19 protein-coding genes are annotated in these 17233 nt (G+C 60.0%); all 19 read left to right on the top strand.

Annotated features, from left to right (window positions below; all coding sequences use genetic code 11):
* The first annotated feature begins 143 nt into the window (after window positions 1-143).
* On the top strand, window positions 144-635 hold the full coding sequence (iscR, locus tag ACSSVC_RS29310; protein ID WP_011063217.1) for a Fe-S cluster assembly transcriptional regulator IscR: 492 nt from the start codon (window positions 144-146) through the stop codon (window positions 633-635).
* 50 nt (window positions 636-685) lie between these two features.
* Window positions 686-1900 carry an IscS subfamily cysteine desulfurase gene (locus ACSSVC_RS29305; RefSeq protein ID WP_025129551.1) on the top strand — a complete coding sequence of 405 codons (1215 nt, stop codon included), beginning with the start codon at window positions 686-688 and terminating at the stop codon, window positions 1898-1900.
* Window positions 1901-1994: 94 nt separating this feature from the next.
* On the top strand, window positions 1995-2381 hold the full coding sequence (gene iscU, locus ACSSVC_RS29300; RefSeq protein ID WP_007929523.1) for a Fe-S cluster assembly scaffold IscU: 387 nt from the start codon (window positions 1995-1997) through the stop codon (window positions 2379-2381).
* A gap of 42 nt (window positions 2382-2423) precedes the next feature.
* A complete protein-coding gene (gene iscA, locus ACSSVC_RS29295; protein ID WP_007929524.1) occupies window positions 2424-2747 on the top strand; it encodes an iron-sulfur cluster assembly protein IscA in 324 nt (107 codons plus the stop codon).
* A gap of 8 nt (window positions 2748-2755) precedes the next feature.
* A complete protein-coding gene (gene hscB, locus ACSSVC_RS29290; protein ID WP_011063215.1) occupies window positions 2756-3277 on the top strand; it encodes a co-chaperone HscB in 522 nt (173 codons plus the stop codon).
* Between the two features lie 51 nt (window positions 3278-3328).
* Window positions 3329-5191: a Fe-S protein assembly chaperone HscA gene (gene hscA, locus ACSSVC_RS29285; RefSeq protein WP_346633955.1), complete on the top strand. Its 1863-nt coding sequence runs from the start codon at window positions 3329-3331 to the stop codon at window positions 5189-5191.
* 3 nt (window positions 5192-5194) lie between these two features.
* Window positions 5195-5536: an ISC system 2Fe-2S type ferredoxin gene (gene fdx / locus ACSSVC_RS29280; protein WP_346633956.1), complete on the top strand. Its 342-nt coding sequence runs from the start codon at window positions 5195-5197 to the stop codon at window positions 5534-5536.
* A 14-nt stretch (window positions 5537-5550) separates the two neighbouring features.
* Entirely contained in the window at window positions 5551-5751 is a 201-nt protein-coding gene (gene iscX, locus ACSSVC_RS29275) for a Fe-S cluster assembly protein IscX (RefSeq protein ID WP_102860397.1), read from the top strand.
* Between the two features lie 94 nt (window positions 5752-5845).
* Window positions 5846-6271: a nucleoside-diphosphate kinase gene (ndk, locus tag ACSSVC_RS29270; RefSeq protein WP_025129556.1), complete on the top strand. Its 426-nt coding sequence runs from the start codon at window positions 5846-5848 to the stop codon at window positions 6269-6271.
* Between the two features lie 28 nt (window positions 6272-6299).
* Complete coding sequence (gene rlmN, locus ACSSVC_RS29265) at window positions 6300-7448, top strand: dual-specificity RNA methyltransferase RlmN (protein WP_102860398.1); 1149 nt, start codon at window positions 6300-6302, stop codon at window positions 7446-7448.
* 12 nt (window positions 7449-7460) lie between these two features.
* Complete coding sequence (gene pilW / locus ACSSVC_RS29260) at window positions 7461-8219, top strand: type IV pilus biogenesis/stability protein PilW (protein ID WP_346633957.1); 759 nt, start codon at window positions 7461-7463, stop codon at window positions 8217-8219.
* Window positions 8219-9250, top strand: coding sequence for a RodZ domain-containing protein (locus ACSSVC_RS29255; protein WP_492611780.1), 1032 nt, complete (start codon window positions 8219-8221; stop codon window positions 9248-9250). The genes pilW and ACSSVC_RS29255 overlap by 1 nt, the downstream gene beginning before the upstream one ends.
* 3 nt (window positions 9251-9253) lie before the next feature.
* Window positions 9254-10363, top strand: a complete 1110-nt coding sequence (gene ispG / locus ACSSVC_RS29250; RefSeq protein ID WP_011063207.1) for a flavodoxin-dependent (E)-4-hydroxy-3-methylbut-2-enyl-diphosphate synthase — start codon at window positions 9254-9256, stop codon at window positions 10361-10363.
* A gap of 23 nt (window positions 10364-10386) precedes the next feature.
* A complete protein-coding gene (gene hisS / locus ACSSVC_RS29245; RefSeq protein WP_346633959.1) occupies window positions 10387-11676 on the top strand; it encodes a histidine--tRNA ligase in 1290 nt (429 codons plus the stop codon).
* A gap of 40 nt (window positions 11677-11716) precedes the next feature.
* On the top strand, window positions 11717-12358 hold the full coding sequence (locus tag ACSSVC_RS29240) for a tetratricopeptide repeat protein (protein ID WP_123724699.1): 642 nt from the start codon (window positions 11717-11719) through the stop codon (window positions 12356-12358).
* A complete protein-coding gene (gene bamB / locus ACSSVC_RS29235; RefSeq protein WP_346633960.1) occupies window positions 12351-13502 on the top strand; it encodes an outer membrane protein assembly factor BamB in 1152 nt (383 codons plus the stop codon). Before ACSSVC_RS29240 ends, bamB begins: the two co-directional genes overlap by 8 nt.
* A 207-nt stretch (window positions 13503-13709) precedes the next feature.
* Window positions 13710-15182, top strand: coding sequence for a ribosome biogenesis GTPase Der (gene der, locus ACSSVC_RS29230; protein ID WP_346633961.1), 1473 nt, complete (start codon window positions 13710-13712; stop codon window positions 15180-15182).
* Window positions 15183-15302: 120 nt separating this feature from the next.
* The gene (locus ACSSVC_RS29225) at window positions 15303-16451 is read left to right on the top strand and encodes a pyridoxal phosphate-dependent aminotransferase (RefSeq protein WP_346633962.1); all 1149 of its coding nucleotides are present in this window, start codon (window positions 15303-15305) and stop codon (window positions 16449-16451) included.
* The gene (locus ACSSVC_RS29220; protein WP_123724695.1) at window positions 16439-17230 is read left to right on the top strand and encodes an amidohydrolase; all 792 of its coding nucleotides are present in this window, start codon (window positions 16439-16441) and stop codon (window positions 17228-17230) included. The genes ACSSVC_RS29225 and ACSSVC_RS29220 overlap by 13 nt, the downstream gene beginning before the upstream one ends.
* Window positions 17231-17233 lie beyond the last annotated feature (3 nt).

The raw sequence follows: 17233 nt of genomic DNA, 5'->3' as shown, positions 1-17233 counted from the left end.
CTGTGCCATTACGTCGCAGACTTTGCTATGATTCGCGCGCTCTTTTGCGGGTAAACCCGACTAAAGTAGTTGGTCTTATAGTTGACTCGATTACTCGGGTATTGCATACTCGCCTCCATTCCGAAACTCCGTGGTACTTGTCCATGCGACTGACTACTAAAGGCCGATACGCCGTGACCGCCATGCTTGATCTGGCGTTGCACGCGCAACATGGCCCGGTCTCCCTGGCCGATATCTCTGAGCGCCAAGGCATCTCCCTGTCCTACCTCGAACAGCTTTTCGCCAAACTGCGCCGCAGTAATCTGGTGTCCAGCGTCCGGGGTCCTGGTGGCGGCTACCAGCTGTCCCGTGACATGCAGGGGATCCAGGTGGCTCAGGTGATCGATGCGGTGAACGAATCGGTCGATGCAACCAAATGCCAGGGGCTGGGTGACTGCCATGCCGGCGACACCTGCCTGACCCATCACCTGTGGTGCGATTTGAGCCTGCAGATTCACGAATTTCTGAGCGGTATCAGCTTGGCTGATCTTGTTACTCGCCGTGAGGTACAAGAAGTAGCCCAGCGTCAGGACCAGCGCCGCTGTAATGGCAAGGCGCCGCGCCTGGACAAGATTGAAGCGTCCGCCGTCGAATGACAGCCAAAGAGCTAGCGGCACGCCAGCCAGCCTGATTTAGGAGAGAGTCCATGAAATTGCCGATTTACCTTGATTACTCAGCGACCACGCCGGTCGATCCGCGTGTTGCGCAAAAAATGAGTGAATGCCTGCTGGTCGACGGAAACTTCGGTAACCCGGCGTCCCGCTCTCACGTGTTTGGCTGGAAGGCCGAAGAGTCGGTGGAGAATGCCCGTCGCCAAGTGGCCGACCTGGTTAACGCCGACCCGCGTGAAATCGTCTGGACTTCCGGTGCTACCGAGTCCGACAACCTGGCAATCAAGGGTGTCGCGCATTTCTATCACACCAAGGGTAAGCACCTGATCACCTCGAAAATCGAGCACAAGGCTGTCCTGGACACCATGCGCCAACTCGAGCGCGAAGGCTTCGAAGTGACCTACATCGAGCCGGGCGAAGATGGCTTGATCACTCCTGCCATGGTTGAGGCGGCCCTGCGTGACGACACCATTCTGGTTTCGATCATGCACGTGAACAATGAAATCGGCACCGTCAACGACATCGCCGCCATCGGCGAGTTGACCCGCTCCAAAGGCATTCTGTTCCACGTCGACGGCGCTCAGTCCACCGGCAAGGTCGAAATCGACCTGCAGGCCCTGAAAGTCGACTTGATGTCCTTCTCTGCCCACAAGACCTACGGCCCTAAAGGCATTGGCGCGCTGTACGTCAGCCGCAAGCCTCGTGTGCGCCTGGAAGCCACCATGCACGGCGGCGGTCACGAGCGCGGCATGCGTTCCGGTACCCTGGCCACTCACCAGATCGTTGGCATGGGCGAAGCCTTCCGCGTCGCCAAGGAAGACATGGTCGCCGAAAATGCTCGCATCAAGGCACTGAGCGATCGCTTCTACAAGCAGGTTGAACACCTGGAAGAGCTGTACATCAACGGCAGCATGACTGCTCGTGTACCGCACAACCTGAACCTGAGCTTCAACTACGTTGAAGGCGAGTCGCTGATCATGGCCCTCAAGGACCTGGCAGTGTCTTCCGGTTCGGCCTGTACTTCGGCTTCGCTTGAACCTTCCTACGTGCTGCGTGCCCTGGGCCGCAACGACGAGTTGGCTCACAGCTCGATCCGCTTCACCTTCGGCCGCTTCACCACCGAAGAAGAAATCGATTACGCGGCGCAGAAAGTCTGCGAAGCCGTCACCAAGCTGCGCGCTCTGTCGCCGCTGTGGGACATGTACAAAGATGGCGTCGATATCTCGAAGATCGAGTGGGCGGCGCACTGAATATAAGTCGCCGCACAGGGTTCTGTAGAGCGTACCGATAACGGCGATTTGCAGAACCCAAGAGCGACTCTCTGATGAGTGAGGATTAAGAATCATGGCTTACAGCGAAAAGGTCATCGACCACTACGAGAACCCGCGCAACGTCGGCAAGATGAATGCGGAAGATCCGGATGTCGGCACCGGCATGGTCGGCGCTCCTGCCTGCGGCGACGTGATGCGCCTGCAGATCAAGGTCAATGAGCAGGGCATCATCGAAGACGCCAAGTTCAAGACTTATGGCTGCGGTTCCGCCATTGCTTCCAGCTCCCTGGCCACTGAGTGGATGAAGGGCAAGACGCTGGATGAGGCCGAAACCATCAAGAACACCCAGCTGGCTGAAGAGCTGGCCCTGCCTCCAGTGAAGATCCACTGCTCGGTTCTCGCCGAAGACGCCATCAAGGCCGCCGTTCGCGACTACAAGCAGAAGAAAGGCCTGATCTGATCGATCGGCTTTCACAGATTTGGCGACAAGTAAGGAGTCACGATGGCTATCAGCATGACAGAAGCGGCTGCTCAACACGTGCGACGCTCCCTCAATGGGCGCGGCAAGGGTGATGGGATTCGTCTGGGTGTTCGCACCACAGGCTGTTCCGGCCTTGCCTATGTGCTGGAGTTCGTCGACGAGATCGGCGAGGACGATCAGGTGTTCGAAAGTCACGGCGAGAAAGTGATTATCGACCCGAAAAGCCTGACCTATCTGGACGGCACCGAGCTTGATTTCGTCAAGGAAGGGTTGAACGAAGGCTTCAAGTTCAACAACCCCAACGTGCGCGGTGAATGTGGCTGCGGCGAAAGCTTCAACATCTGAGGCTTCTTGTGGGTACTCCTTGTCATTTCGCTTTATTTGAGCTGCAACCGAGTTTCCGCCTGGATCTCGAGCAGTTGGCCGCGCGCTACCGTGAGTTGGCGCGTGGGGTTCATCCAGACCGTTTTGCCGATGCTTCCGAGCGCGAGCAGCGCCTGGCCCTGGAGCAGTCGGCAAGCCTCAACGAGGCTTACCAGACCCTCAAGAGTCCGCCCAAGCGCGCCCGTTATCTCCTGGCCTTGAATGGTGGTGAGTTGCCGCTGGAGGTCACGGTGCATGATCCGGAGTTTCTTCTGCAGCAGATGCAGTGGCGCGAAGAGCTCGAAGACTTGCAGGACAGCGCCGACCTGGCTGGAGTGGCGGCATTCAAGCGTCGACTCAAGACTGCACAGGATGAACTGAACGAAAGCTTCGCAGCCTGTTGGGATGATGCAGCGCAACGCGAGCAGGCCGAACGCCTGATGCGGCGCATGCAGTTCCTCGACAAGCTCACCTACGAAGTGCGCCAGTTAGAAGAGCGCCTCGACGATTAACCCAGTGCCGCTCCGGTCGCACGCCTGATATACAGATAAGTCCAGATAAGCATGGCCCTACTGCAGATCGCCGAACCCGGCCAAAGTCCTCAACCGCACCAGCGTCGTCTGGCTGTGGGGATCGACTTGGGCACTACCAATTCGCTGGTCGCTGCCTTGCGCAGTGGTCTTTCCGAGCCTCTGGCCGACGCGCAGGGCCAGGTGATTCTGCCGTCGGCCGTGCGTTATCACGCCGACCGCGTTGAAGTGGGCGAGTCCGCCCGCCTGGCTGCGCCCTCCGACCCCCTGAACACCGTGCTCTCGGTCAAGCGCCTGATGGGGCGCGGTCTGTCCGACGTCAAGCAATTGGGTGAGCAACTGCCTTATCGCTTCGTTGATGGTGAGTCGCACATGCCGTTCATCGAGACCATCCAGGGGCCGAAAAGCCCGGTGGAAGTTTCGGCTGAAGTGCTCAAGGTCTTGCGTCAGCGTGCTGAGGCGGCCCTGGGTGGCGAGCTGGTGGGGGCGGTGATTACCGTTCCGGCCTATTTCGATGACGCCCAGCGTCAAGCCACCAAGGATGCGGCCAAGCTGGCTGGCCTGAATGTGCTGCGCCTGCTCAACGAACCTACTGCGGCAGCTGTGGCTTATGGTCTGGATCAGCACGCCGAAGGCGTGGTTGCGATCTATGACTTGGGTGGCGGCACCTTCGATATTTCCATTCTGCGCCTGACTGGCGGTGTCTTCGAGGTCCTGGCTACCGGTGGCGATACTGCCCTGGGCGGCGACGACTTCGATCACGCCATTGCCGGCTGGATCATCGAGGGCGCGGGCCTGTCCGCCGACCTCGACCCGGGTACACAGCGCAGTCTGTTGCAAGCGGCCTGTGCGGCCAAGGAAGCCTTGACCGGCGCCGCGTCCGTGGAGGTGGTGTATGGCGATTGGCGTGCCACCCTGACTCGCGAAGCCTTCGATGCGCTGATCGAGCCGATGGTTGCCCGCAGCCTCAAGGCCTGTCGTCGTGCTGTACGCGATTCCAATGTCGAATTGGATGAAGTGCAGGCGGTGGTCATGGTGGGCGGTTCGACCCGCGTGCCGCGTGTGCGTGAGGCGGTGGCTGAAATGTTCGGTCGCCAGCCGTTGACCGAGATCGATCCGGATCAAGTGGTGGCCATTGGTGCCGCGATCCAGGCCGATACCCTGGCCGGCAACAAGCGTGAAGGTGGCGAATTGCTGCTGCTGGATGTGATTCCGTTGTCTTTGGGGCTGGAAACCATGGGCGGGCTGATGGAGAAGGTGATTCCGCGCAACACCACCATCCCGGTTGCCCGTGCCCAGGACTTCACCACTTACAAGGATGGCCAGACGGCCATGATGATTCATGTGCTGCAGGGTGAGCGCGAGCTGATCAGCGACTGCCGTTCCCTGGCGCGCTTCGAGCTGCGCGGCATCCCACCGATGGTGGCCGGGGCGGCGAAGATCCGCGTGACCTTCCAGGTCGACGCCGATGGCCTGCTCAGTGTCTCTGCCCGAGAACTGGGGTCGGGTGTTGAGGCCAGCATTCAGGTCAAGCCGTCCTACGGCCTGACCGACGGCGAAATAGCCAAGATGCTCAAGGACTCCTTCCAGTATGCCGGCGACGACAAGGTGGCCCGCGTGCTGCGTGAGCAGCAGGTTGATGCCCAGCGCCTGATCGAGGCCGTGCAGGGCGCCCTGGACGCCGATGGTGATCGTCTGCTGGACGCTGAAGAGCGCATGGTCATCGAGCTGCAGATGCAGGAACTGAGTGAATTGATGCGTGGCACCGATGGTTACGCCATCGAGCAGCAGACCAAGCGTCTGTCGCAAGTGACCGATGCCTTTGCTGCCCGCCGCCTGGATTCGACGGTGAAAGCCGCGTTGGCGGGGCGCAACCTGAATGAAATCGAGGAATAACTGATGCCGCAGATCATTTTTCTGCCACACGCCGTGTTCTGCCCGGACGGTCTGGTTGTCGAGGTCGAGCCCGGTGTTTCGGTGCTCGACGTGGCCCACGACCACCACATCGAGATCGAGAGCGCCTGCGGCGGCGTCTGCGCCTGCACTACCTGCCATTGCATCATTCGTGAAGGGTTTGACTCGCTGAACGAAGCCGACGAGCTGGAAGAAGACTTGCTGGACAAGGCCTGGGGCCTGGAAGCACAGTCGCGCCTGTCGTGCCAGGCCATCGTTGGTGATGAAGACCTGACCGTTGAAATTCCCAAGTACTCACTCAACCATGCCGCCGAAGCGCCGCACTGATTCAAGGAGTCGTCATGAGTCTGAAGTGGGTTGATGTACTGGAAATCGCGATCCAGCTGGCTGATTCCAAGCCGGATGTGGACCCGCGTTATGTGAACTTTGTCGACTTGCACCAATGGGTTCTGGCACTGCCAGAGTTCAGCGACGATCCGGCTCGCGGAGGCGAGAAGGTTCTTGAAGCAATTCAGGCCGCCTGGATCGACGAAGCGGACTGAATCCGCGGGCTACGCAGTTAGGCAATCCTTATAAACCCGCGTATAATTCGCGGGTTTAATTTTTCGCTTTAATCACCGTTTCTGGAGTTACACCATGGCTGTTCAACGTACTTTCTCCATCATCAAGCCTGACGCTGTTGCAAAAAACGTTATCGGCAAGATCGTTTCCCGTTTTGAAGAAGCCGGCCTGCGCGTTGTAGCTTCGAAAATGAAGCAACTGTCCAAGGCTGAAGCTGAAGGCTTCTACGCTGAGCACAGCGAGCGTGGCTTCTTCGGCGAACTGGTTGCCTTCATGACTTCCGGTCCGGTTGTTGTTCAGGTTCTGGAAGGCGAAAACGCCATCGCTCGCAACCGTGAGCTGATGGGCGCTACCAACCCTAAAGAAGCTGCTGCCGGCACCATCCGTGCTGACTTCGCCGAGTCCATCGACGCCAACGCCGTTCACGGTTCGGACTCCGAAGCTGCCGCTGCTCGCGAAATCGCTTACTTCTTCGCAGCTACTGAAGTAACCGCTCGCTGAGTAAGGCTGGCGAGTGAGGGGTGAGACCATGACTACATCGATCGGCAAAACTAACCTGTTGGGGTTGACTCAACCGGAAATGGAGAAATTCTTCGACTCAATCGGGGAGAAGCGTTTCCGTGCCGGTCAGGTAATGAAATGGATTCACCACTTTGGCGTCGATGATTTCGACGCCATGACGAATGTCGGCAAGGCCTTGCGCGAGAAGCTCAAGGCCGTTGCCGAGATTCGCGGTCCGGAAGTGGTCAGCGAGGACATCTCTAGCGACGGCACCCGCAAATGGGTGGTGCGCGTGGCGTCCGGCAGCTGCGTCGAGACCGTTTACATTCCCCAGGGCAAACGCGGCACTCTGTGCGTTTCGTCCCAGGCAGGCTGTGCCCTGGATTGCAGTTTCTGCTCCACCGGCAAGCAAGGCTTCAATAGCAACCTCACCGCCGCCGAAGTTATCGGCCAGGTGTGGATTGCCAACAAATCCTTTGGCAGCGTCCCGGCGACCGTCGACCGTGCCATCACCAACGTGGTGATGATGGGCATGGGTGAGCCGCTGCTGAACTTCGACAACGTCATCGCTGCGATGCACCTGATGATGGACGACCTGGGCTACGGCATTTCCAAGCGTCGTGTGACCCTGTCCACCTCCGGCGTGGTGCCGATGATCGATGAGCTGGCCAAGCACATCGACGTGTCCCTGGCGTTGTCCCTGCACGCACCCAACGATGCGCTGCGCAACCAGCTGGTGCCGATCAACAAGAAGTACCCGCTGAAGATGCTCCTCGAGTCCTGCCAGCGCTACATGTCCTCCCTGGGCGAGAAGCGTGTGCTGACCATCGAGTACACCCTGCTCAAGGACGTCAACGACAAGCTGGAACACGCGGTTGAAATGATCGAGTTGCTCAAGGACATTCCTTGCAAGATCAACCTGATCCCGTTCAACCCGTTCCCGCATTCCGGGTACGAGCGTCCGAGCAACAACGCCATTCGTCGCTTCCAGGATCAACTGCATCATGCCGGCTTCAATGTCACCGTGCGTACGACTCGCGGTGAAGACATCGATGCCGCCTGCGGTCAGTTGGTCGGGCAGGTGCTGGACCGCACCCGTCGTAGCGAACGTTATATCGCCGTGCGTGAGCTGAGCGCCGACGCCGATATGCCGCAAAGCGCCGCGACCCGTACCTGAGAGAGGATCTCCATGACCCTGCGCTTCGCGCTGCTCCTGCTTGTTGCCAGCCTCTGTGCTGGCTGTGTTCTGTCGGGTGATTCCAATCCGATGAACACCAGCAAGGGCCGCGATGAGGCACGTGAGGCCTATGTACAGTTGGGCCTGGGGTATCTGCAGCAGGGGATGAGCGAAAGGGCCAAGGTGCCGTTGAAAAAGGCCCTGGAGCTGGCGCCTGCCGATGCTGACGCCAATGCCGCCCTGGCGCTGGTGTTCCAGGCCGAGATGGAACCTGTGCTTGCCGATGAGCACTTTCGCCAAGCCCTCGCAGCCCGTCCGGACAGTACGCGTATCCTCAACAACTACGGCAGCTTCCTGTTCGAAGAAAAACGTTACAAAGAGGCTTATCAGCGCTTCGAGCAGGCCGCTGCTGATACTCTGTACCCCGAGCGTTCCCGGGTGTTCGAAAACCTCGGTATGACCGCTTCCAAGCTGGGCCAGCGTGAGTTGGCCCAACTGCAACTGGAAAAAGCCCTGCGCTTGAATCACCAACAGCCCCGCGCATTGCTGGAAATGGCTGAGTTGTCTTACGAAGACAGGCATTATGTGCCCGCGCGTGACTATTACGATCGTTTTAGCCTGCTCGAAGAGCAAAATGCACGTAGTCTATTGCTCGGCGTTCGGCTGGCAACGGTGTTCGAAGATCGCGACAAGGCCGCCAGTTACGGTCTGCAACTAAAACGACTTTATCCCGGTACGCCGGAATATCAGCAATACCTGTCGGAGCAATGATGAAAGCGGCGCATCCCGAAGTTCAAGCAGTGACTCGCGTAAACCCCGGTGAGACCCTGCGTCAGGCCCGCGAAAGCAATGGTTGGTCGCTGGCTGAAGTGGCCCACAAGCTCAACCTCACCGTGAGCTCCCTGAGCAATCTGGAAGCCGGCGCGTTCGACAAGCTGCCGGGGCACACCTTTGCCCGCGGCTATATCCGCGCCTACGCCAAACTGCTGGGCATGGACCAGGCCATCCTGGTACAGGAATTCGATCAGTACACCGGTACCGACTCCCAAGGCAGCAGCGTTCACGCCCTGGGTCGTATCGAAGAGCCGGTACGGGTTTCCCACACCATCCTGCGCATCGTCAGCTTGCTGCTGTTGGTGGCTGTGGTGGGTGGCGGTTTCATCTGGTGGCAGGATCAGTCCTCCTTGCGCGGCAAGGAGCCGATCTCCTTGAGTCCCGAGCATGTCGAGGTCGAGGGTGCCGATGGCACCACTCAGATCCATCCAATCGACGAGCCGGAAGACCAGGCCGTCGCCGAAGGTCAGAGCGAAGCGGTGGTCAACGCCGGGCAGCCGGAGAGCCAGGCAGCGGGTGAAGCGCCTGCCAGTCCGGCAGCGCCTGTTGCGACGGCTCCGGCTGCAACGCCTGTTACGCCGCCTGTTGCGCCAGTGACTCCGGCACGCGCGGCGCCGGCTACGGCACCGGCCGTTACCGCTCCAGTGGTTCAGGCGCCTGCTCCGGCAGCCGCGCCTGCCAACGCCTTGAGCCCGGCGGCAGTGGCCCCGGCAACCTCAGCTGCAGGTTCGGCCCAGGTGCAGATCCAGTTCAGCGCCGATTGCTGGGCCCAGGTTATCGATGGCAACGGCAAGATTCTGCTCAGCGCCCTCAAGCGCAAGGGTGAAGCGGTTGATGTCAGCGGCAAGCCACCTTTTGCCGTACGTCTGGGTTATGCCCGTGGCGCACAAATTTCTTACAACGGTCAGGCGGTGGATATCGCCCCGTTCACCAGTGGCGAGACCGCTCGCCTGAAGTTAGGTCAATAAGTCATGCACGGCGAATCTCCAATCAAACGTCGCGAGTCCCGCAAGATCTGGGTCGGCTCGGTACCGGTCGGTGGCGATGCCCCGATCGCGGTGCAGAGCATGACCAACAGCGACACCAACGATGTGGCCGCAACCGTCGCCCAGATCAACCGCCTGGAAGCTGCCGGTGTCGACATCGTGCGGGTCTCGGTGCCGGACATGGACGCCGCCGAGGCGTTCGGCCGCATCAAACAGCAGGTCAAGGTGCCGTTGGTGGCCGACATTCACTTCGACTACAAGATCGCCTTGCGCGTAGCCGAGCTGGGTGTCGATTGCCTGCGGATCAACCCCGGCAACATCGGTCGCGAAGACCGGGTGCGTGCGGTGGTGGATGCCGCCCGTGACCGCGGGATTCCGATTCGTATCGGGGTCAATGCCGGTTCCCTGGAAAAAGACCTGCAGAAAAAGTACGGCGAACCGACCCCAGCGGCGCTGGTTGAGTCGGCACTGCGCCACGTCGAGCACCTTGAACGCCTGAATTTCAAGGACTTCAAGGTCAGCGTGAAGGCATCCGATGTGTTTATGGCCGTCGAAGCCTATCGGTTGCTGGCCAAGGAAATCATCCAGCCCCTGCACCTGGGGATCACCGAAGCCGGCGGATTGCGTTCAGGCACGGTGAAATCCGCTGTCGGCCTCGGTATGCTGCTGGCCGAAGGCATTGGCGATACCATTCGCATCTCGTTGGCGGCCGACCCGGTCGAGGAAGTGAAGGTCGGCTACGACATTCTCAAGTCCCTGCACCTGCGTTCCCGTGGCATCAACTTCATCGCCTGCCCGAGCTGCTCGCGGCAGAATTTCGATGTGGTGAAAACCATGAACGAACTGGAAGGGCGCCTTGAAGACCTGCTGGTACCGCTGGATGTCGCAGTGATCGGTTGCGTGGTCAACGGTCCGGGTGAAGCCAAGGAAGCGCATATCGGCCTGACCGGTGGTACGCCGAACCTGATTTACATCGACGGCAAGCCGGCACAGAAACTGACCAATGACAATCTGGTGGACGAGCTTGAAAAGCTGATCCGGCAGAAGGCGGCCGAAAAGGTCGAAGCCGACGCAGCGCTGATCGCTCGCGGCTAACCGAACGTATTTAAGGATTTTTTGTGAGCAAGTCTCTGCAAGCCATTCGTGGCATGAATGACATCCTGCCCGAGCAGACCCCCCTGTGGCGTTATTTCGAGGGCACTGTGGCGCGTCTGCTGGATAACTACGGTTACAAGCAGATCCGCATGCCAATCGTCGAGTTCACCGAGCTGTTCAAGCGCTCCATCGGCGAAGTGACCGACATCGTCGAAAAAGAGATGTACACCTTCGAAGACCGCAACGGCGATTCCTTGACCCTGCGTCCGGAAGGCACCGCGGCGTGCGTACGTGCTGTGCTCGAGCACGGCATCACTGGCGGTGGTCAGGTGCAGAAGCTCTGGTACATCGGCCCGATGTTTCGTCACGAGCGCCCGCAGAAAGGCCGCTATCGCCAGTTCCACCAGATCGGTTGCGAGGTTTTCAACCTCGACGGTCCGGACATCGATGCTGAGCTGATCGTGTTGACCTGGCGCCTGTGGGGCGAGCTGGGTATCCGTGATGCGGTCAAGCTGGAACTGAACAGCCTGGGTACCGCTGAGGCCCGAGCACGTTATCGCGACGCGCTGGTGGCGTTCCTGTCGGCGCGCATGGACAAGCTGGACGAAGACAGCCAGCGTCGCCTGAAGACCAATCCGCTGCGCGTGCTCGATACCAAGAACCCGGACACTCAAGCCGTGCTGGTGGACGCGCCCAAACTGGCCGACTACCTGGACGAAGAGTCCCGTGTGCACTTCGAAGGGCTCAAGGCCCGTCTGGACGCCGCAGGCATCCCTTATGTCATCAACCCGAAGCTGGTGCGCGGGCTGGATTACTACAGCAAGACCGTTTTCGAGTGGGTTACCGACAAGCTCGGCGCCCAGGGCACTGTCTGTGCCGGCGGCCGTTACGACGGTCTGGTCGAGCAGATGGGCGGCAAACCTACTCCGGGTGTTGGTTTCGCCATGGGGATCGAGCGTCTGGTGCTGCTGCTGGAAACCCTGGAGCAGATCCCGCAAGAGATCTCGCGTCAGGTCGACGTTTACCTCTGCGCCTTCGGGGAGGCTGCCGAACTGGCCGCACTGGCGCTGAGTGAGCGCGTTCGAGACCAATTGCCGAACCTGCGTCTGCAGATCAATGCCGGTGCCGGCAGCTTCAAGAGCCAATTCAAGAAAGCCGACAAGAGCGGTGCGTTGTACGCGCTGATCCTCGGTGACGACGAACTGGCCCAGCAAGTGGTAGGTTTCAAACCCCTGCGTGGCCAGGGTGAACAACAAAGCATTGCCTGGGATGCGCTCGCTGCGCACCTGGCCACCTGCGTCGTGCAGGGTTGAAGCTGTCAAACAGCCGATTTAGCGAATAAGGAGTATTGGGGTGTCGAGTACCGAAGATGAACAGCTGGCGGAATTGAAAGACTGGTGGCAGCGTAACGGCAAACCCCTGGTGACTGGCGGCCTGCTGGCCCTGGTTATCGTGTTCGGCTGGCAGGCCTGGCACAAGTATCAGAACAATCAGTCGCAAGGCGCTTCGGTGCTCTATCAGCAACTGCTTGAAACCACCTTGACGCCGGATGGCAAGCCTGACGCTGCCCGGGTTGCGGATCTGGCCGGCAAGCTCAACAGCGAATTCGGCGGCACTGCCTATGCGCAATACGGCAACCTGTTCGTGGCCAAGGTAGCCGTGGACACCGGCAAGCTGGACGACGCAGCGGCGCAGTTGAAAGCGGTAGCCGACAAGCCGGCGAACCCGACCCTGGGTGAAGTGGCGCGTCAGCGTCTGGCCCAGGTACTGGCAGCGCAGAACAAGGCTGATGAAGCCCTTAAGCTGCTCGACGGTGATGCCGACAAGGCGTTCCTGGCGACCCGCGAAGAACTCAAGGGTGATCTGCTGGTCCAGTTGGGCCGTGTGGATGAAGCCCATGCGGCATACCAAAAAGCCAAGGCGGCGCTCTCGGATGAAGCAGCGGTCGGTGGCTTACAAATCAAGCTGGACGACCTGGCCAAAGGGGATGCATGACGTGATCCGTTGGAAACATGCAGCATTGCTGGCTCTGGCCTTGTTGGCCGCGGGTTGCAGCAGCAACAGCAAGAAAGAACTGCCGCCGGCTGAACTGGTCGACTTCAAAGAAGAAGTGGTCCTGCAGAAGCAGTGGAGCCGTTCGATCGGTGACGGTCAGGGCGAAACCTACAACATGCTGGTGCCGGCCATCGATGGTGACACCATCTATGCCGCCGACGTGACTGGCGTTGTGGTTTCCATGGATCGCATGAACGGCGACGTCAAATGGAAGAAAGATCTCGAACTGCCTGTTTCCGGCGCCGTCGGCGTGGGTTACGGCCTGGTCATGATCGGCACTCTGAAAGGCGAAGTGGTTGCCCTGGATGCTTCCAGCGGTGAAGAGAAGTGGCGCGCCCGGGTCACCAGTGAAGTGCTGGCTCCGCCAGCCACCAACGGTGACGTGGTGGTGGTCCAGACTCAGGATGACCGGGTGATTGGCCTCGATGCCAGCACCGGCAACCAGCTCTGGCTCTACGACAGCACTCCAGCGGTACTGACCCTGCGGGGCACCAGTGCGCCGTTGGCCACCAACCGTCTGGCCCTGGCCGGTCTCTCCACTGGCAAGGTGGTGGCGCTGGATATCCGCAACGGCGTGCCGGTGTGGGAGCAGCGTGTCGCTATTCCACAAGGCCGTTCCGAGCTGGATCGGGTAGTGGACATCGACGGCGGCTTGCTGCTGTCCGGCGGTACCCTGTACGTCGCCAGCTACCAGGGACGTGTGGTTGCCCTGGACCTGGAGAGCGGTCGTCCGCTGTGGCAGCGTGACGCTTCCAGCTATGCCGGTGTGGCGCAAGGTTTTGGCAGCGTCTATGTCAGCCTGTCGTCGGGCACCGTGGAAGGCGTGGACGAACGTTCGACTACGGCCCTGTGGAGCAACGACTCCCTGGCCCGTCGTCAACTGTCGGCCCCGGAAGTCTTCTCCAGCTACGTAGCGGTGGGCGACCTGGAAGGTTACCTGCACCTGCTGAGCCAGGTTGACGGTCGTTTCGTCGGTCGTACCCGCATCGATAGCGACGGCCTGCGCGCTCGTCCGCTGGTAGTGGGCGACATGATTTATGTGTATGGCAACAGCGGCAAACTGGAAGCCCTGACCATCAAGTAATGGTTTGACTATGCTTGGGGGGATCCCCAAGCGAACTGTAGGAGCGGGCTTGCTCGCAATGGATGCCAGGTGACGCCAGCTTGCTGGATGAGCGCGGCGCCATGGAGTCAATCGCGAGCAAGCTCGCTCCTACAGTGCTGCCCCGAGCACCAGCCGCTGCCTCGCAGCGGCTTTTGTATTTTCTGAATTAACGCAGTGGAGAGCCGCATGGTTCCCGTAATCGCCCTGGTGGGCCGACCTAACGTCGGCAAGTCCACCTTGTTCAACCGCCTGACTCGGACTCGCGACGCCATTGTCGGCGACCTGTCCGGTCTGACCCGTGATCGCCAATACGGTGAGGCCAAGTGGCAAGGGCGTACCTATATTCTGATCGACACCGGCGGTATCTCCGGTGACGAACATGGCATGGATGAAAAGATGGCCGAGCAGTCGCTGCTGGCCATCGAAGAAGCCGATGTGGTGTTGTTTTTGGTGGACGCCAAGGCCGGGTTTACCGCGGCCGACCAGATGATCGGCGAACACCTGCGCAAACGTAACAAGACCTCCTACGTGATCGCCAACAAGGTCGACAACATCGATCCGGACATGGCCCGTGCCGAGTTCGCGCCATTGGGCATGGGCGACGCTGTTCCGATCGCTGGTGCCCATGGCCGCGGCATCACCCAGATGCTGGAAATCGCCCTGAGCGAGTTCCCCAAGGATGACGCCGACGAGCCGGAAGAAGGCGAGGAAGAGATCGTCGCCGAAGGCGAGGAAGCCAAGCGCATTCCTGGCCCGAGCGAGAAAGACGGGATCAAGATCGCCATCATCGGTCGTCCCAACGTGGGTAAATCCACACTGGTCAACCGCATGCTCGGTGAAGACCGGGTCATCGTCTACGACCAGCCCGGCACTACCCGCGACAGTATCTACATTCCGTTCGAACGTAACGACGAGAAGTACACGCTGATCGACACCGCCGGTGTGCGCAAGCGCGGCAAGATCCACGAGGAAGTTGAAAAGTTCTCGGTGGTCAAAACCCTGCAAGCGATCAAAGACGCCAACGTGGTGATCTTTGTCATGGACGCCCGGGAAGGCGTGGTAGACCACGACCTGAACCTGCTGGGCTTTGCCCTCGAAGCTGGTCGGGCCCTGGTGATTGCCCTGAACAAGTGGGACGGCATGCAGCCGAGCGAACGCGACTACGTGAAGACCGAGCTGCAACGCCGGTTGTTCTTCGTCGACTTCGCCGATATCCACTTCATCTCGGCCTTGCACGGTACCGGTGTGGGTAACCTCTACCAGTCGGTGCAGAACTCCTTCAAGTCGGCGGTCACCCGCTGGCCGACCAGCCGTCTGACGCAGATCCTCGAAGATGCCGTTGGCGAGCACGCACCGCCCATGGTCAACAACCGTCGGATCAAGTTGCGCTACGCCCACTTGGGGGGTGCCAACCCGCCGCTGATCGTGATTCACGGTAATCAGGTGGAGAAGGTACCGAAGTCCTACGTGCGTTACCTGGAAAACACCTACCGCCGCGTACTGAAGCTGGTGGGCACGCCGATTCGTATCGAGTTCAAGGGTGGCGAGAACCCGTACGAAGGCAACAAGAACACGCTGACCGACCGCCAGGTCAACAAGAAGCGTCGTTTGATGTCACACCACAAGAAGGCCGACAAGAAGCGCCGCGACAAGCGCTGAGCAACCGGGATTTGTGTGGGTAAGAGGGCGCTTTATGCGCCCTTTTTCATGCCCGGTGTTTGGGCTATTCTCGGGACCTCCCGCGCCGTCGTAGAGCCGGGTGTTCAGCAGGGAATCCTCATGATCACCAGTAAGCTGCCGAATGTCGGCACCACCATCTTCACGCAAATGTCCCAGCTCGCGGTTGAAACCGGAGCGCTCAACCTGTCCCAGGGCTTCCCTGATTTCGATGGTCCCCAAGCCTTGCGTGATGCGGTTGGGCGGCATATCGCCAATGGCCATAACCAGTACGCACCCATGACCGGCTTGCCGTCCCTGCGCCAACAGGTAGCGGCAAAAATCGCTCGCAGCTATGGCGTCGAGGTCAATGCCGACAGCGAAGTGACCATCACTCCGGGCGCCACCCAGGCCATTTTCTGTGCCATCCAGGCGGTGATTCAGCGCGGTGACGAGGTCATCGTTTTCGATCCCTGTTACGACAGTTATGAGCCGGCAGTGGAGCTGGCCGGTGGCCGTTGTGTGCATGTGCAACTGGGCCACGAGGACTTTGCCATCGACTGGCAGAAACTTGGCGAAGCCCTGAGTTCGCGTACGCGGATGATCATTCTCAACACGCCGCATAACCCCAGTGGTGCCTTGATCAGCCGTGCCGAACTGGACCAGTTGGCAGTGCTGATCCGTGATCGCGACATCTACCTGGTCAGCGATGAGGTCTATGAACATCTGGTGTTCGACGGCGTCCCCCATGTCAGCGTTTTGGCCCACGAGGAGCTGTATCAGCGGGCTTTCGTCGTCAGCTCCTTCGGCAAGACCTATCACGTGACGGGTTGGAAGACCGGTTATGTCATTGCTCCGCCGGCCCTGAGCGCCGAGCTGCGCAAGGTGCATCAATATGTCAGCTTCTGCGGCGTGACCCCTTTGCAGTACGCTCTGGCGGACTTCATGGCCGAATGCCCGGAACATGTCGAACAGCTGCCAGCCTTCTACCAGGCCAAGCGTGATCTGTTCTGCGATTTGCTGAGTCCTTCGCGCTTCAGCTTTACCCGGGTGGCCGGCACCTACTTTCAACTGGTGGACTATTCGCAGATTCGTCCAGACTTGAATGATGTCGACATGGCGACCTGGATGACCCGCGAACACGGCGTGGCAGCCATTCCGGTGTCGGTGTTCTATCAGCAGCCGCCTCAGGGGCAGCGTCTGGTTCGGCTGTGTTTTGCCAAGCGCGAGGAGACGCTGCGTCAGGCAGCGGAGAAACTATGCGTGATCTGAGTGCATTACCCGATCTGAATCTGGCATTGATCCAGACTACCCTGGCCTGGCATGACCGCCAGGCCAATTTCGAGCATTTCGAGCAGTTGCTGGAGCAGGCCCGCGGTGCGGATCTGATCATTCTCCCGGAAATGTTCACCACCGGTTTCTCCATGGAATCCAGCACCCTGGCTGAGGCGGAGAACGGCCCCACCAGCAAATGGCTGCGCTGCCAGGCGAAGAAGCTCGATGCGGTGATCACTGGCAGTGTGATCATCCAGGCGGCGGACGGCAGCCACCGCAACCGCCTGTTGTGGGCACGTCCCGACGGCGAAGTCTGGCACTACGACAAGCGCCACCTGTTCCGCATGGCCGGCGAGCACAATCACTTCACCCCTGGCGAGCGCCAGGTGCAGTTCGAACTCAAGGGTTGGCGGATTCGTCCACTGATCTGCTATGACCTGCGCTTTCCGGTGTGGAGCCGCGATGCCCAGGACACTGATCTGCTGCTGTACACCGCCAACTGGCCCGGGGCTCGGCGGCTGCACTGGAACCGCTTGCTGCCGGCCCGGGCCATTGAAAACCTGTGCTATGTAGCGGCGGTGAACCGGGTGGGTACCGACGGCAAGGGCTTTGCCTATACCGGTGACAGCCAGGTGCTGGACTATCAGGGCGAGACCCTGCTCAGTGCCGGGGAGGCGGACGGGGTGTTCCAGGTACGCTTGAACGCCGGTGAGTTGGCCGCCTACCGAGCACGCTTTCCCGCGAATCTCGACGCCGATACCTTCAGGTTCACCTAGAAG

The sequence above is a fragment of the Pseudomonas sp. E1BtOHC1 genome (genome assembly GCF_058744285.1).
This window is presented reverse-complemented; position numbering and strand designations above follow the sequence as displayed.

What these genes read in the sequence shown, in the direction of transcription:
- iscR (WP_011063217.1), top strand. Translation starts at nt 144, where the DNA reads ATGCGACTGACTACTAAAGGCCGATACGCCGTGACCGCCATGCTTGAT.
- ACSSVC_RS29305 (WP_025129551.1), top strand. Translation starts at nt 686, where the DNA reads ATGAAATTGCCGATTTACCTTGATTACTCAGCGACCACGCCGGTCGAT.
- iscU (WP_007929523.1), top strand. Translation starts at nt 1,995, where the DNA reads ATGGCTTACAGCGAAAAGGTCATCGACCACTACGAGAACCCGCGCAAC.
- iscA (WP_007929524.1), top strand. Translation starts at nt 2,424, where the DNA reads ATGGCTATCAGCATGACAGAAGCGGCTGCTCAACACGTGCGACGCTCC.
- hscA (WP_346633955.1), top strand. Translation starts at nt 3,329, where the DNA reads ATGGCCCTACTGCAGATCGCCGAACCCGGCCAAAGTCCTCAACCGCAC.
- fdx (WP_346633956.1), top strand. Translation starts at nt 5,195, where the DNA reads ATGCCGCAGATCATTTTTCTGCCACACGCCGTGTTCTGCCCGGACGGT.
- iscX (WP_102860397.1), top strand. Translation starts at nt 5,551, where the DNA reads ATGAGTCTGAAGTGGGTTGATGTACTGGAAATCGCGATCCAGCTGGCT.
- ndk (WP_025129556.1), top strand. Translation starts at nt 5,846, where the DNA reads ATGGCTGTTCAACGTACTTTCTCCATCATCAAGCCTGACGCTGTTGCA.
- rlmN (WP_102860398.1), top strand. Translation starts at nt 6,300, where the DNA reads ATGACTACATCGATCGGCAAAACTAACCTGTTGGGGTTGACTCAACCG.
- pilW (WP_346633957.1), top strand. Translation starts at nt 7,461, where the DNA reads ATGACCCTGCGCTTCGCGCTGCTCCTGCTTGTTGCCAGCCTCTGTGCT.
- ACSSVC_RS29255 (WP_492611780.1), top strand. Translation starts at nt 8,219, where the DNA reads ATGAAAGCGGCGCATCCCGAAGTTCAAGCAGTGACTCGCGTAAACCCC.
- ispG (WP_011063207.1), top strand. Translation starts at nt 9,254, where the DNA reads ATGCACGGCGAATCTCCAATCAAACGTCGCGAGTCCCGCAAGATCTGG.
- bamB (WP_346633960.1), top strand. Translation starts at nt 12,351, where the DNA reads ATGCATGACGTGATCCGTTGGAAACATGCAGCATTGCTGGCTCTGGCC.
- der (WP_346633961.1), top strand. Translation starts at nt 13,710, where the DNA reads ATGGTTCCCGTAATCGCCCTGGTGGGCCGACCTAACGTCGGCAAGTCC.
- ACSSVC_RS29225 (WP_346633962.1), top strand. Translation starts at nt 15,303, where the DNA reads ATGATCACCAGTAAGCTGCCGAATGTCGGCACCACCATCTTCACGCAA.
- ACSSVC_RS29220 (WP_123724695.1), top strand. Translation starts at nt 16,439, where the DNA reads ATGCGTGATCTGAGTGCATTACCCGATCTGAATCTGGCATTGATCCAG.